The sequence below is a fragment of the Paraburkholderia sp. 40 genome (genome assembly GCF_050434105.1).
Taxonomy (GTDB): domain Bacteria; phylum Pseudomonadota; class Gammaproteobacteria; order Burkholderiales; family Burkholderiaceae; genus Paraburkholderia; species Paraburkholderia tuberum.
Window position 1 is genome coordinate 2884663 of sequence record NZ_JBNPVY010000004.1, and the last position, 13169, is coordinate 2897831.

Here is a 13169-nt window from a genome sequence, read left to right on the forward strand (position 1 = left end):
AGATGCACGGTCTGCGCCTCAGTGCTGCGCGCCGCGCTCGGCGCGATTCGGCAACGCTACACGCCGCGCGGCAGCGCTGCCTCGATGAACACCGCGCACAACGCTTCCATGCCCTTCGCGTCCTCCTCGTCGAAGCGCGCGACGACCGGGCTATCGACATCCCACACGCCGATCAGCGTGCCGTCGGGCGCGACGAGCGGCACGACGATTTCCGATTGCGACGCCGAATCGCATGCGATATGGCCGGGAAACTCGTGCACGTCGCGCACAACCTGGGTCTGACGGGTTTGCGCGGCCGTACCGCAGACGCCCTTGCCGAGCGCAATGCGCACGCACGCGGGCTTGCCCTGGAACGGGCCGACCACCAGTTCGCGGCCGTCGTGAAAGTAAAAGCCGGCCCAGTTCAGATCGCTCAACGAATGAAAGACGAACGACGAGAAATTCGCGGCGTTGGCGATCCAGTCCGTTTCGCCGGCCAGCAGCGCGCGCGCCTGCGCGGCCAGTTCTTCATATTGCGCGGCTTTGGGCAGATGCGAGGTGGAGGAAACTTCGAACATGACGGCGTCCGTGATCAGAGCGGGATGGAAAGCGGTAAGGGGTGAAGTGTAAATCAAGCGCAATCCCCGCGCGCGGGTGTCGAACGCTGTGACACGCGCCGCGCGTCTATGATGCCGCCCCTTCGGTTCTCGACTATCCCTTCTTGTTTCTATCTTAATATAATAAATATTCATTTCGCATTAGTTTAAATCGAACGGGTCCCTGCGACTCTGTTTTTGCTATATTACCCACTCCATTCGAGTTGTTTTTTTAAGATATTTCGATGCCGAACGCAAATTCAGATAAATCCATGAGTGAAGCAGGCTATACCGCCCTTCGTCTAAATGAAGGTGTCGTTATGCACTACTACAACGATGCGCCAAAGAATGGTAATTGCACCTGGGGCATCGGCACATTAGCCCACTTCGGTCCGTGTACGGCGGAAGAACTGGCGCGAACGGTTGTTCCCGAACAGGCAAACGCTGTCCTGCAAAATCGGATTCGTGACGCTGAGGCAGCAGTTAAAGCTGTGGTCACGCAGCACGAATTGACTCAGGCACAGTTCGATGCTGCCGTGTCTTTTGCTTATAACTCGTCACGCCAGAACACACGTGACGTTAGGTCCAGCAAATACCGGAGACATGATAGCGGTAGCAGAAAAAATGATGCTTAATGTGATGATTACCCCGCGTGATCGCAATGGCCGAAAGATAGGTCCCGCGAAGATAAGCCGGGGACTAATGAGCCGCCGTCAACGAGAATCCGCGCCCTTCCGGCGGTCAGCACAATGACAGGCCACAAGCTTTTTTCGTATGCGGCTCTCACGCTGACCGTCTCGGCAAGCGTGTGCGCGGCACAAACACCACACGCTACGATTAATGATTTCATCGGCAATTGGGTCGTGACCGATGTAGTTGACTATGCCGATATTTCTGGTGGCATCCCCGAAGCAAAACGGATTCTCGGCATGACGATGACAATTACGCCGCAATCCATGAGCTTCGACAGTGAAACCTGCAAGCCCAACACAGGTTTTACCGTCAAGCGAATTGACACGCTTTCGGCGTTGAAGAAACAGTTCGACCTTCGCGTGAATGAAACCGGGTTGCCCGCTACAACCGTTGTCGTAGATAGCGACAATTGTTTTGCGATCTTCCGGATGGACGCTCACAGGATTGTTTTTGGATGGGACGGGATCATCGTTCGCGCCATCCGCGAGTGAGAGCTCGTTGAGTACCCGTCCCAGAGCCACGGGCCTTTTACTGATCGACCCCAATAATCACGCTCGACGCCTTGAAAACCGCCGTCGCCGCCTTGCCGCTCGCGAGGCCGAGGCGCTCGACGCTGTCGTTCGTGATGATCGCCGCGATCTGCGCGCTGCCGGCACTGATCGTCACTTCCGAATTGACGGCGCCCTTCGTCACCGCCGCGACGGTTCCTTCGATGCAGTTGCGCGCCGACACCTGCTGCCTCGCGACATCGACCATTACGATCACCGACGTTGCCTTCACGAGCGCAAAGGCATGCTTGCCGGTCGCCAGCCCGAGCGACTTCGCGCTGCCGTGCGTGATGATCGCGACGACCTCGAGACCGTCCGGCGTGCGCAGCGTGACTTCGTCGTTGACGGCACCGTGCTTGACGCCGGTGACTTCGCCGCTGAACTGATTGCGTGCGCTGGTTTTCATGGCGGACTCCCTGGCGATTGTCGCGCGTGGCGACGCGCGGGTGGACGGATAGAGCGAGTGTAGTCGAAGCCGCGCGCGCCGCCGCCAAACATCCGATGCGCCGTGCGCATCGCCGACACCGTATCATCTTGGCCGTGCACCTCATACGCCGAATCTTTATGCCCGTCGCCGTTCTCTCCCGCCATGCCTGCCGCGCCGTCGTGCTGTGCGTCGCCGTCGCGACGCTCGCCGCGTGCAGTACGCCAACGCCGCCGCGCAGCACGCACGCGTTCGTCGACAACGTCACGCTGTTTTCGCTCGCCCATTACGACCAGAACGTCGATCACTGGCTCGATCCGAACAGCCCCGACTACGATCGGCCGTTTCTCAGCGCCGCCGAGCAGCGCGCACATTTCGACGCGCTGTTCGCGCGCTACTTCGGCACGGGCGAGAACGCGCCGTCGCCGTGGAATCCCGCCTGGGTGACGACACGCGTGTTTCGCGAGCAGGGCGAGGACATTGCCGCACTGCAACAGCGCCGCATCGACAGGTTCGACAACATCGGCAAGCATGGCGGCGTCATCGGTTACGGCGAAAACTTCCGGCCGCACGACAAGGCGTGGATCGACGCGATCGCGCGCAACATCAACGTCGCGCAGTTCACGCAAACACCGGTCTATCAGCCCGAGCGGCGCGCGATCGCGACCGGCAACCTGATGGTGCGCGAGTTGCCTACCACCGATCCGTCGTTCTACGACCATCGCCTGGCCGGCGAGGGTTATCCGTTCGACAACCTGCAGATCTCGGCGGTGCGACCCGGCACGCCGCTCTATGTGCTCGGTAGCAGCGTCGACGGCGCGTGGCATTACGTGCAGACGCCCGACGTGCAGGGCTGGGTGCGCAGCGACGGCGTCGCGTTCGCCGACGATGGTTTCATCGATCAATGGCGCGCGGCGGCCGGGAAGTCGCTAGGCGCGGTGATCGTCGCGTCGGCGGCGGTCAACGACAGCCACGGCGTGTTCCGCTTCGCTGCCCCGGCCGGGACGATGCTGCCGCTGGTGGCGGGTGCCTCGGCATCGCCAGCCGCGACCAGCACCAATGCAGGCACACTCCAGCTCCTCGTTGCCGCGCGCGACGTCGACGGCCGCGCGCTGATCCGCACCGCGTCGCTCGACGCCACGCAGGTCACGCCGATGCCGCTCGCCGCGACGCCGCGCCATCTCGCGATGCTGTTGAAGGCGCTGATCGGCCGGCCGTACGGCTGGGGCAATAGCGGGCTCTACAACGACTGTTCGTCGGAACTGCAAAGCATCTTCGCCGCGTTCGGCGTGTGGCTGCCGCGCCATTCGTCGACGCAGATGAGCGCCGGCCGCATGGTCAATCTGTCGGAGTCGACACCCGCCGAACGGCTCGACTATCTGGCGCGGCATGGCGTGCCGCTGCGCACGCTGATCTACATCGGCGGCCACGTGATGCTGTACCTCGGCAACACGACGCGCGACGGCGCCACGGTCCCCGTCGTCTATCAGGACGTGTGGGGCCTGCGTCCGGCCGACAACAGCCGGCGCGCGGTCATCGGCGGCTCGGTGATCCTGCCGCTCGACGAGCGCATCCCCGAGGACGCGACGCTGCAGTCGCTCGCCGCGACGCACACGTTCCAGATCAGCATCCTCGGCGTGCCGGCGGGCAGCACGGCGCCGTCGTCCGCGCCGCCGGCGGACGAGGACAATCCGGCGGGATAAATGGCGGGCCGCCCTCCCCCGCGCCTGAAAATATTTTTTTCGGAGTGTCGATCCGACGGTGACCAACTCGTCGTAACGTTGAAGACCCAGCTCACGCAGCCGGTCTTTCCACTGAGGAACCGTTACTTCAAGGAGTCACCGTCATGTCCAGCGCCGCAGCCAAACCGATCCCGGACGGGATGCACTCGCTCACGCCGTACCTGATCTGCAAGAACGCCGCCGAAGCGATCGCGTTCTATACGAAAGCCTTCAACGCCGTCGAACAGATCCGTCTGCCGGGCCCCGACGGCAAGGTGATGCATGCGACCCTGAAAATCGGGGACTCCATGCTGATGCTGACCGACGAATGGCCCGAGCACCAAACCTTCGGCCCGAACACGCTGAAGGGCACGCCGGTCACGATTCACCACTACGTACCAGACGTCGACGCGAGTTTCAAACAGGCGGTCGACGCGGGCGCGACCGTCACGATGCCCGTCACCGACATGTTCTGGGGCGACCGCTACGGCCAGGTCAAGGATCCGTTCGGCCACAGCTGGTCGCTCGCGACGCACAAGCGCGACCTGAGCGCCGAGGAAATCCAGCAAGCGATGGCCGCGATGGACCGTTCGTCCCAAGAGAAGAAGTGAGCGGCCGATGGGCGTCGGGCAATCGCACGCCCACGCCCACCGACACCAGTCCCGAAGGAGCAACGTCATGCAGAAAATCGCGCCGTGCCTGTGGTTCGACGGCAACGCGGAAGAAGCCGCGGAGTTCTACACGTCGGTGTTTTCGGCGTCGCGCATCGCCACCACGCTGCACGCCACCGACGCCGGCCCAGGACCGGCGGGCAAGGTCGTCGCCGTCACCTTCGAAATCGAAGGCCAGGAGTTCATGGCGCTGAACGGTGGCCCGCAATACAAATTCACGCCGGCCATCTCGCTGTTCGTGCACTGCGACTCGCAGGAGGAAATCGATCGCTACTGGTCGAAGCTGCTCGAAGGCGGCGGCGAGCCGTGGGCCTGCGGCTGGCTGCGGGACCGCTTCGGCGTGTCGTGGCAGATCGCGCCCAACGTGCTGCTGCAGATGCTGCGCGACCCGGATCGCGCAAAGGCAAGCCGCGTGATGGCGCAGATGATGAAGATGGTCAAGCTCGATATCGCGCCGCTCGAACAGGCGTATCGCGGCGAATGGGGCGGCGGCCAGCGGGCGCCCCGCCTCGCCCGCGCGATCTTTTGATAGGATCGGTCTCGACCCCAACACGGCGAGACAACCACGGTGCGCGTCAACCATCAGGCCTTCTTCTGCTCGCTGTTCATCGCGCGTCTCGCCGATCAGATCCTGCTCTTTCTGGTGCCGCTCGTGGTGTTTCAAACGACGCGCCAGGTCTCGTGGTCGGGGCTCGCGTTTTTCATCGAAACGCTGCCGCGCTACCTCGTGTTCCCGTTCTTCGGCGCGCTCTGCGACCGCTTTGCACCGCTGCGCCTGATGCGGCTGAGCCAGGCGGTGCGTGCGCTCGCATGCTTCGGCGGTATCGCCGCGTATGCGCTGTTCGGCGGCATCGGCTGGCTGATCGCGCTGTCGGCCGCGTGCGGCGTGCTGACGAGCCAAGGGCTCGTCGCGCGCGAGGTGATGCTGCCGCAGATCTTCAGCACGCAGCAGATCCAGAAGGTGCTCGCGTATTCGCAACTGGCCGATCAGCTCGGCTTCGTGCTTGGGCCGATGCTCGCCGCTTTGCTGCTCGGTGTGTGGCGTTGGGAATGGGTGGTCGCCGCGACCGGCGTGCTGTTTCTGTGCGCCGACGCCGCACTGTTCGTCTGGCAGCGACTGAGCGGTTTTCGCGCGCCTGCGCCTGTGTCCGCTCGATCGCTCACGCCCACCGCTCACTGGACCACGCCGCTGCGCATCGCGCTCGATCACGTGTGGACGCTGCCGGGCCTGAAGAAGGTCATCATGCTCGCGGCCGCGGAGAACCTCGTCATCGGTGTCACGCTTGCGACGTCGGCGGCGATGGTGACGGGTTTGCATGCGCAATCGAGCCGCTACTACGCCGGTCTGCAAACGGCCGGCGCGATCGCCACGGTGCTGGTGCTGCTGACGGTTGCGCGCGCCGGATGGCCGGCGCGCGTGCTCGGTCTCCTCGCGTTCGTGACGATCTGCGCGGGCGGCGTGATCGCAGGCGCGAGCGCGTCGCCGTGGGGCTATGCGCTCGGCTTCCTGCTGATCGTCGGCTTCGACAAGATGTTCAACGTCTACATCCGCAGCGCGCGTTTGCAGATCATTCCGCCCGAGGACTACGGCAAGACCATCGGCGTCGCGATTCTGCTGAACAACCTGACGCAGCCGCTCGCCGGCCTGCTCGTCGGCGTGTTCTCGGCGCGCACCCAAACCGGCCCACTGATCGTCGCGCTGTCGCTGACGATGGGCGGCATCGGCGCGGCGGTATCGATCGGCTCGGCGCTGCTGCGCCGCAAGCGCGCGTGGGCGCTCGAACACTAACGGCGCTTCGACGCGCGACGACACGCTCGAAGTTACCCACAGTTTTTGTTGGCAAATCTGTGCATAACTTCCCGGAAAAATCCGCAAGCCTTTGATACGGCTGTCGTTTTTTCGTCTGCATCGAAGGTGCGGCAGCGCACGGAGTTTTACCGGGGTTCATGAGTGGCCGGCTGCGCGCAGACCGTCGTCAGCGCCGCGCGCATGCGAAGAGTTTCATCAGATTTACACGCCCGTCAGCTAAACCGGGCACGCTGTAATTCGTGACAAAAAGGCCACGTTCTATTGCGGCGCAATTAGCCGCATTTCTGGTTAAGAATTCACAAAAAGAAACGATCCACACATAGCCTGAATTTTTTGTATCGATGACAATGAGTCTGCATGCTCTCACGCAACCGGGGCCCACGCTTCCGCTCAGAATAAGGTATTGAGTCAATTCGATGTGAACTCGATCCGAATATGCGCCGCAAATCATTATCAACAGATAGAAATTGTTAAATCCTGATCTCTTAAATTCAATTTAAATCACATTTGTCAAATGCGTCCGGATTACCGCATCTTTAACCAAATGCTTCGGCGAGCGCAGCAATTGCGGCGCGAAATCGGCGCCGTGCCCGCGGACGTCGGCCCCGCGCTACGCGAAGACGCGGAAGCTGCCGGCGTGTCGCAGGGACGGCGGCGCGCGCTGAAAACGCTCTCGGGGCTTGCGATCGCCGCGCCCGCGGGCTGGCTCGCGAGCCGCTTGCCGTGGCAGATGTGGACCGCCGAATTCCGCACCGCGACTGGCGAACTGGACGACGTGCTGCTGGCGGACGGCACTCAGATCACACTGGGCAGCGCGAGCGCGATCAACGCCGCGTTCGAGGCGAACGTTCGGCGCGTCGATCTGCTCGGAGGGGAAATCATGGTGCGGCCCGTGAGCGATGTTGGCGGCGCACCGGGCGCCCGAACGACTCATGCGCCTTTGCTCGTGCAGACGGCCGAAGGCGTCGTCGAAGCGCGCGGCGCGCAGTTCAGCGTGAGGCAACGGGATAGTTTCACACGCGTGGCCGCGTTTCGCGGCGACGCGTTGGTGAGGCCGGCATCGGGCGCGGCGCTGGTGCTGACGCAAGGCCAACGGTGCACGCTGACACGCTTCGGCGCCGCGGCCCCGCAAGCACTCGACCCGCGCGAGGCGATGTGGACGCGTGGCCTGCTCTACGCGAACGACATGCGTATCGCGGATCTCGTCGACGAACTCGCGCGCTATCACGCCGGCGTATTGCGCTATGCCGACGACGTCGCCGATCTGCGCGTGTCGGGCATCTATCAGCTCACCGATACCGACGCGACGCTCGCGCTCCTGCAGCGGACCTACCCGATCCGCTTGCGCTCGATCACGCCTTACTGGACCCTCGTCGAAGCGCTCGACAGCGCGAGAATCTGACGCTCAGGCCGCGACGGCCTGCGGCAACGCGAACCCTTGCTCGCCCTGCTCGCCGCCCAGCGCATCGAGCAGATCGCGCAGCATGCGGTCGAGCTCGGCCGTCATCAGCGCGACGTCGGAATCGAAGCGCTCGTCGTCGTTCTGCGCGGTCGGGTCGCTCGCTTCCTTGAGCACGTCGAGCGGCGCGACGCGCTTGATCGTCAGCGACGGCGTCAGCACGAACGACACGCGATCGTTCCACGTCATCGCAAGCCGCATGCATTGCTTGCCCGCCTCGATGTGGCGGCGCATGTCTTCGGCGTCCAGCGCATGCCCGACATAGCGCACCGTCGCGTTGCCCTCGGCGGGCGAACGCAGCTCGGTGTCCTGATCGAGCGTGAAACCCGCCGGCGCGTCGCCCTCGAGCAGCCAGCCGGTCATCGCCGCGACCGGCGACTGCGCGACGCGCACCGTCATCAGCGGCAACTGGTCGATCGACTTCACGAGCAGACCGCGCACATCGTCGGCGACTGCTTGCGACGCCGCGTCGATCACGAGCCAGCCATTCGTGCAATCGATCCACACGCGCGTATCGCGGCGGATGCTGAACGCGCGCGGCCGCAGCTCGTCGGTGACCTGCTCCTTCAGGTCGCGCATCTGCTTGCGGCCCGGCTTGAAGCCCTGCTGCTCCTCGAGCTCGGCCGCGCGCTCGCGCGTGACCTGGGTGACGACCGACGCGGGCAGCAGCTTCTTCTCGGCACGGAACGTCAGCAGCATCTGACCGTTCATTGCATAGACCAGCGAGTCGCCGTCGCGCGGCGGCGCCCAGCCTTGGGCCTGCATCTCGACGCTCTGGCCGGGCGCGAACGCGTACGGCGCGAGCCACTTCTGCATCTGTTCAGGGTTAACGGACCACGGCGCGGGCAGACGGTGCAGCTGAAGGTTTTTGAACCACATGAGCGAAGTCGGATTTAGGCAAAGCGCAACATTTTATCCGACGAGAACCCACCGGGGCGTCCTCGCGGACACAATCCGCAGTCCGCCTATTTTCAAAAATTAAACGAAAATCCCTCCAACTGCAGGCCAATTATCAAACGTCGCTGATGTCAGCAGAATGCGCTTCATCAACTTGCTTCCCAAGAGCGCCTCCATAGTCGAAGCCGTCATGGTTTGGCCGTAGCCGGCCGCCCGCGCGTTTTGGCGGCAAATCACCTAGACTTTTGGACAGGACAGACCCGGACGGAGGCGGTCATGGCCGACCAAACCGCAAGCTGGCAGACGGTGCGATACGAGGGCTTCGAGATACACGTGTCAGCTGTCGCGAAGGATCCACCCGACCCGGCGCATGCCGCCGATGTGGCCGCGAAAAACAGCCGCTACACGTATCTAGGCTACGTCTGCCATCCGGGCGCCAACCCCCAGCTTCCCGGCCATGCGGTGGCGTTTCACGCGGACGGCGAGGAGAGCTTCCCGAGCCTCGACGACGCGCTCTACGAAGCGGTGCACGTGGGACGCAGCATCGTCGACGGCACGCATCCGGATCTGACGGTGCTGCCGCTCGTAACGCGCGGCGTTTGACACACGCAGCGCGTCAAGCAGCCGTTTTCGGCTCGCCGCCCGTCAGCCCAACGCGCGCTTGATGCGCGACTTCAACAGCGCACGGCGCAGCCGGCCGGTGCGCTCGGGCTCGCTGACCGCGAGCGCGCCGTCGATGGCGGTGCCGCGGCGCAGGTAATAGCGGTCGAAGGTCGCCTGTGTCATCCCCCACTTGTTGAGGAACTGGCGACGCCCGTCGTTCTTCACGATCTTGCCGGTGCTCTTCTGCTGGAAGTGATAGACGAGACTGTCGCCGACGCCGACGAACACGCGGCAGCCCGCGTCCCACAGCTTCATCGAGAAATCGTTGTCGCTGCTCATGCCGGGGCTCAGTTCGCTGCTGTAGCCGCCCACCTTGAACCACCAGTCCCGATACACGAGCGTCGGCGGCCACGTCGCGCCGCGCCAGTCGGCGCGCACGAGACCGGCCGCGGCGGCGACCAGCTCGTCGGCGCGAAACGCCTGCGCATCGCGGCCGAAGTCGCGCACTACCACGCATGGATTGCCCGAATCAACCGGCTCGATCATCGTGCCCGACAACATGAACAGGTTGTCGGCCGGCATCTGCGCGAGACGCTTGACGAGCGCGTCGTCCCAGCCGGGGCAGCAGTACATGTCGTCGTTCATGTAGACGATGTAGTCCTGCGTCGCGCGCGCCGCCGCGATATTGACCGCGTGGCAGATGCCGATATTGCCGGGCGACGCCGTGTGCTCGATGCCCTCCTCGCGCACCCACGCGAGCGTGCCGTCCGAACCGTCGTTCACGTGCACGATGATCTGGTGCGGATGCGTCGAATGACGGCGCAGGCTTTTGATCACGAGGCGCAGATAAGGCAGGTTGTTCCAGGTCGGGATGATGATTGAGAACATCGAGTCGGGGTCCGTTGAGCTGGGCGCGGCGCGCGGCATGCGCCGCGCGCCGGCCATGAATGTCGCGCGATTGTACCGCCCCCGCCTGCTCGCACGACAGACGCCGCCCGCGCCCGCCCCACCCGCATGCCGCGGACCAGCGGAACCTTCCCGCGTGCGGCAGCAAGCATTTCGCAAGCAAGCGCATGGTTATAATCCGGATCGCTCTACCGTCTTGAAAAACTCAAATGGTCCGGCACCCCCTGCAATTTCACCACCGGAACGGTAGTGTGTTCATCGATAACGTAGACCTATGATTTTTGCTTCCAGTCTGATCTGGCTCACGTCGGCTCTGCTGTTTCTCGCGCCCGCGGTCAATCTGATTTGGCGCGGCGGCACCGGCTACTGCTTTTTCGCGCTCGTCGCGCTCGCGCTCGGCGCGGCCATCGTCAACCGGCGCATGCCGGGCTATTTCTCCGCGTTGCGGACCTACCGCTGGTTCACGATCGGCATGCTCGCGTTCGTCGTCGGCATCGGCGCGCAGCAGTTGGTGCTCGGCTACTGGCTGCCACGCGAGTTCGACAATGCGTCGCGTTTCGTGCTCGCGCTTCTGGTGTTCCTGCTGCTGCGGCAATTGCCGTCGCGCAATCTGCGCACGATCGGCTGGGGCTGCGCGGCCGGCGCGCTCGCGGTCGGCGCATGGGCGTTCATCAATCAGCCGCCCGGCGGCTGGACCGACGCGAACCGCCTGAACAACTCGTACACGAACGCGATTCCGTTCGGCGATACCGCGCTGCTGCTCGGGTTCCTGTCGGTGTTCACGCTTGGCTGGGACAATCCGCGCGACTGGCGCGTGCTGGTGCCGCGCGTGCTCGCGCTGGTGTCGGGCGGCTATGCATCGTTTCTGTCGGGTTCGCGCGGCGGCTGGCTCGCCGTGCCGGTGTTCGTCGTGCTGCTCGGCATTCAGTACCACTGGTTCACGCAGAAGAAGCGCCTGCTGATCGCGACGCTCGTCATCGTGATCGGGGCGGGCGGTTTGTTGTCGACCGAACGGGTTCAGAAGCGCTTTGCCGAGGTGCCGAACGACGTGTCGATGATGCGCAAGGGCGAGGACGACACGGCCACCGGCCTGCGCCTGCAACTGTGGAACGCTTCGCGGATGATGTTCGAGCGGCATCCGGTGTGGGGCGTCGGCAAAGGCCATCTGGTCGACGAGCTCGGCGTGATGGCGAAGCGCGGCGAAGTGAAGGCCGAGATCGTCAACGAGCGCGCGCATAGCGACTTTTTCTCGACGCTCGCCGAGATGGGCGCGGTCGGCGTGATCTGCCTGTTGCTGTTCTACTACGGGATCACGGTGTATTTCTGGCGACACCGGCATGCGACCGATCCGGCGATTCGCGCCGCGTCGTACGCGGGTCTCGCGGTCGCGGCGAGCACGGTGATCTTCGGGCTCACTATCGACGTGCTGGTGCCGATGATGGTGACGGTGCTGCTCGCCTCGCTGGTGGCGACGCTGCTGGCGGTGATCGATGCACGCAAGCGCGAGTTGCGAAGCGAAGCGCGGACCACGCCGGCGCCAGCAGCGGTCGTGCGCGAGACGCAGCCGCGCGATTGATTATGATTTGACGAGAAGCGGCAACCCGAGCGCGGAGCGCCGCCCTCATCCTCGCGTGAACACCTCGTAAAGCGCCGCGACGTGCGCGTCGACGCTCGGGTCGTACACGAGGCTGTCGCGCGGCGTCGCGATGCGCGCGGCGCCGCTCTTCACGCGCTCGACCGCCTGCTCGATCGCGCGCTCGAAACTGCCCGCGGTCTGCCGCGAGAACTCGATCTTCGCGGCACCGGTCACCGTCTCCGCCGAGCCGACGTTGTCGGCGATCACGAGCGGCGTGCCGCACATCACCGACTCCACGCCGACGAGCCCGAACGGCTCGTACGCCGACGCGACGACCGTGAAATCGGCGGCCGCGAACAGTTTTTCGATCTCCTTGCTGTAACCCGCGTAACGAATTGTATCGCCGGTTTTCGGCACCGGGCGTCCCGCGACGACGAGGCAGACCGGCAGCTTCGTGCGCGAGAAAAACGCTTCGAGCAGCGGATAGCCCTTGCGCTCGTGACTCGTCGACGAGAACACGAACATCACGCGATCGTCGGGCACGCCGAGCTGGCGACGCACTGCCGCGCGCGCGGCGGCGTCGAGCGGCCGGAAGCGTGCGGTCTCGACGGGCGGATAAAGCACGTCGATCCGCGCGGCCGGCACGTCATAAAAACGCTGCAACTCGCGGCTCATCAATTGCGAATGCGCGACGATCGAGCGCGCCCGCGTGTAGACGCGCCGCTCGAGTTCGATCTGCCATTCGTCGCTGCGGCGCCGCGCGCGGCCCGCGGCTTCGAGCGAACCCGGATGCGTGCCGCCGCACAACGCGACGTCGGCATGCGTCGAGTGATTGATCGAGAACACGCACGCCGGACGATGCCGCTTCAACCGCTGCTTCAGACGCCAGTCGAACGCGAGGTTGCGCAGCTTGCGCGGCGCCCAGCGCACGTCGAGCGGCTGCGCATCGATCCACGCGGCTTCGGGCAGCGCGCGGTCGATCTCGCGCGCGAACAGCGTCGGGCGCAAACCCATGCGATGCAGGCCGGCGATCACGTCGCGCGTGTAGCGCTCGGCGCCGCCGCTGTTCTTCAGCGCCTGGGCGGTCAGCGCGATGTCGGTGAGGGGGCGGCGGTTCGGGTCGAGGGCTGCGTCGCGGGTTGGCTCTGACAAGGATCGGTCTCGGTGAGGCGCACGCGCGGGCGAGGCCGTGGGTGCGGAGTTTCGGGGCAGCGGCAATTGTAAAGGATGGCTTTCGCCGGCTTCGGCTCGGGGTGCCCGGGTTCGCCGCGTGCGTCGCGCGGCGC

The 13169-nt window shown here is 64.5% G+C and carries 14 protein-coding genes; 9 read left to right on the forward strand and 5 right to left on the reverse strand.

Annotated features, from left to right (window positions below; all coding sequences use genetic code 11):
• Positions 1-56: 56 nt before the first annotated feature.
• Positions 57-557 carry a GAF domain-containing protein gene (locus OKW28_RS35285; protein ID WP_429452293.1) on the reverse strand — a complete coding sequence of 167 codons (501 nt, stop codon included), beginning with the start codon at positions 555-557 and terminating at the stop codon, positions 57-59.
• 290 nt (positions 558-847) lie between these two features.
• On the opposite strand from OKW28_RS35285, the gene OKW28_RS35290 reads away from it, so the two are divergent.
• Both OKW28_RS35290 and OKW28_RS35295 read left to right on the forward strand, forming a co-directional pair.
• Positions 848-1210 carry a glycoside hydrolase family protein gene (locus tag OKW28_RS35290; protein ID WP_429452295.1) on the forward strand — a complete coding sequence of 121 codons (363 nt, stop codon included), beginning with the start codon at positions 848-850 and terminating at the stop codon, positions 1208-1210.
• Positions 1211-1324: 114 nt separating this feature from the next.
• Positions 1325-1759, forward strand: a complete 435-nt coding sequence (locus OKW28_RS35295; RefSeq protein WP_429452297.1) for a hypothetical protein — start codon at positions 1325-1327, stop codon at positions 1757-1759.
• A 37-nt stretch (positions 1760-1796) separates the two neighbouring features.
• Here the strand turns inward: OKW28_RS35295 and OKW28_RS35300 are convergent, their stop codons facing one another.
• Positions 1797-2222, reverse strand: coding sequence for a TOBE domain-containing protein (locus OKW28_RS35300; protein WP_429452299.1), 426 nt, complete (start codon positions 2220-2222; stop codon positions 1797-1799).
• 158 nt (positions 2223-2380) lie between these two features.
• On the opposite strand from OKW28_RS35300, the gene OKW28_RS35305 reads away from it, so the two are divergent.
• The 5 genes from OKW28_RS35305 to OKW28_RS35325 all read left to right on the forward strand — a co-directional run bounded on the left by OKW28_RS35305 (position 2381) and on the right by OKW28_RS35325 (position 7844).
• Positions 2381-3943 carry an SH3 domain-containing protein gene (locus OKW28_RS35305; RefSeq protein WP_429452301.1) on the forward strand — a complete coding sequence of 521 codons (1563 nt, stop codon included), beginning with the start codon at positions 2381-2383 and terminating at the stop codon, positions 3941-3943.
• 143 nt (positions 3944-4086) lie between these two features.
• Entirely contained in the window at positions 4087-4572 is a 486-nt protein-coding gene (locus OKW28_RS35310; RefSeq protein ID WP_429452303.1) for a VOC family protein, read from the forward strand.
• Between the two features lie 67 nt (positions 4573-4639).
• The gene (locus OKW28_RS35315) at positions 4640-5161 is read left to right on the forward strand and encodes a VOC family protein (RefSeq protein ID WP_429452305.1); all 522 of its coding nucleotides are present in this window, start codon (positions 4640-4642) and stop codon (positions 5159-5161) included.
• A gap of 39 nt (positions 5162-5200) precedes the next feature.
• Complete coding sequence (locus OKW28_RS35320; RefSeq protein ID WP_429452307.1) at positions 5201-6421, forward strand: MFS transporter; 1221 nt, start codon at positions 5201-5203, stop codon at positions 6419-6421.
• Between the two features lie 565 nt (positions 6422-6986).
• A complete protein-coding gene (locus tag OKW28_RS35325; RefSeq protein ID WP_429452309.1) occupies positions 6987-7844 on the forward strand; it encodes a FecR family protein in 858 nt (285 codons plus the stop codon).
• Between the two features lie 3 nt (positions 7845-7847).
• On the opposite strand, the gene OKW28_RS35330 is transcribed toward OKW28_RS35325, so the two are convergent.
• A complete protein-coding gene (locus tag OKW28_RS35330; RefSeq protein WP_429452311.1) occupies positions 7848-8780 on the reverse strand; it encodes a recombination-associated protein RdgC in 933 nt (310 codons plus the stop codon).
• 294 nt (positions 8781-9074) lie between these two features.
• Here OKW28_RS35330 and OKW28_RS35335 point away from each other — a divergent pair, with 294 nt between their 5' ends.
• The gene (locus OKW28_RS35335) at positions 9075-9401 is read left to right on the forward strand and encodes a hypothetical protein (protein WP_429452313.1); all 327 of its coding nucleotides are present in this window, start codon (positions 9075-9077) and stop codon (positions 9399-9401) included.
• Between the two features lie 42 nt (positions 9402-9443).
• Here OKW28_RS35335 and OKW28_RS35340 read toward each other — a convergent pair whose 3' ends face one another.
• Positions 9444-10289: a glycosyltransferase family 2 protein gene (locus OKW28_RS35340; RefSeq protein ID WP_429452315.1), complete on the reverse strand. Its 846-nt coding sequence runs from the start codon at positions 10287-10289 to the stop codon at positions 9444-9446.
• A gap of 292 nt (positions 10290-10581) precedes the next feature.
• Here OKW28_RS35340 and OKW28_RS35345 point away from each other — a divergent pair, with 292 nt between their 5' ends.
• The gene (locus OKW28_RS35345; RefSeq protein WP_429452317.1) at positions 10582-11883 is read left to right on the forward strand and encodes an O-antigen ligase family protein; all 1302 of its coding nucleotides are present in this window, start codon (positions 10582-10584) and stop codon (positions 11881-11883) included.
• Between the two features lie 45 nt (positions 11884-11928).
• Here OKW28_RS35345 and OKW28_RS35350 read toward each other — a convergent pair whose 3' ends face one another.
• Positions 11929-13035 carry a glycosyltransferase family 4 protein gene (locus OKW28_RS35350; protein WP_429452319.1) on the reverse strand — a complete coding sequence of 369 codons (1107 nt, stop codon included), beginning with the start codon at positions 13033-13035 and terminating at the stop codon, positions 11929-11931.
• Positions 13036-13169: the final 134 nt, after the last annotated feature.

What these genes read in the sequence shown, in the direction of transcription:
- OKW28_RS35285 (WP_429452293.1), bottom strand. Translation starts at nt 557, where the DNA reads ATGTTCGAAGTTTCCTCCACCTCGCATCTGCCCAAAGCCGCGCAATAT.
- OKW28_RS35290 (WP_429452295.1), top strand. Translation starts at nt 848, where the DNA reads ATGAGTGAAGCAGGCTATACCGCCCTTCGTCTAAATGAAGGTGTCGTT.
- OKW28_RS35295 (WP_429452297.1), top strand. Translation starts at nt 1,325, where the DNA reads ATGACAGGCCACAAGCTTTTTTCGTATGCGGCTCTCACGCTGACCGTC.
- OKW28_RS35300 (WP_429452299.1), bottom strand. Translation starts at nt 2,222, where the DNA reads ATGAAAACCAGCGCACGCAATCAGTTCAGCGGCGAAGTCACCGGCGTC.
- OKW28_RS35305 (WP_429452301.1), top strand. Translation starts at nt 2,381, where the DNA reads ATGCCCGTCGCCGTTCTCTCCCGCCATGCCTGCCGCGCCGTCGTGCTG.
- OKW28_RS35310 (WP_429452303.1), top strand. Translation starts at nt 4,087, where the DNA reads ATGTCCAGCGCCGCAGCCAAACCGATCCCGGACGGGATGCACTCGCTC.
- OKW28_RS35315 (WP_429452305.1), top strand. Translation starts at nt 4,640, where the DNA reads ATGCAGAAAATCGCGCCGTGCCTGTGGTTCGACGGCAACGCGGAAGAA.
- OKW28_RS35325 (WP_429452309.1), top strand. Translation starts at nt 6,987, where the DNA reads ATGCTTCGGCGAGCGCAGCAATTGCGGCGCGAAATCGGCGCCGTGCCC.
- OKW28_RS35330 (WP_429452311.1), bottom strand. Translation starts at nt 8,780, where the DNA reads ATGTGGTTCAAAAACCTTCAGCTGCACCGTCTGCCCGCGCCGTGGTCC.
- OKW28_RS35335 (WP_429452313.1), top strand. Translation starts at nt 9,075, where the DNA reads ATGGCCGACCAAACCGCAAGCTGGCAGACGGTGCGATACGAGGGCTTC.
- OKW28_RS35340 (WP_429452315.1), bottom strand. Translation starts at nt 10,289, where the DNA reads ATGTTCTCAATCATCATCCCGACCTGGAACAACCTGCCTTATCTGCGC.
- OKW28_RS35345 (WP_429452317.1), top strand. Translation starts at nt 10,582, where the DNA reads ATGATTTTTGCTTCCAGTCTGATCTGGCTCACGTCGGCTCTGCTGTTT.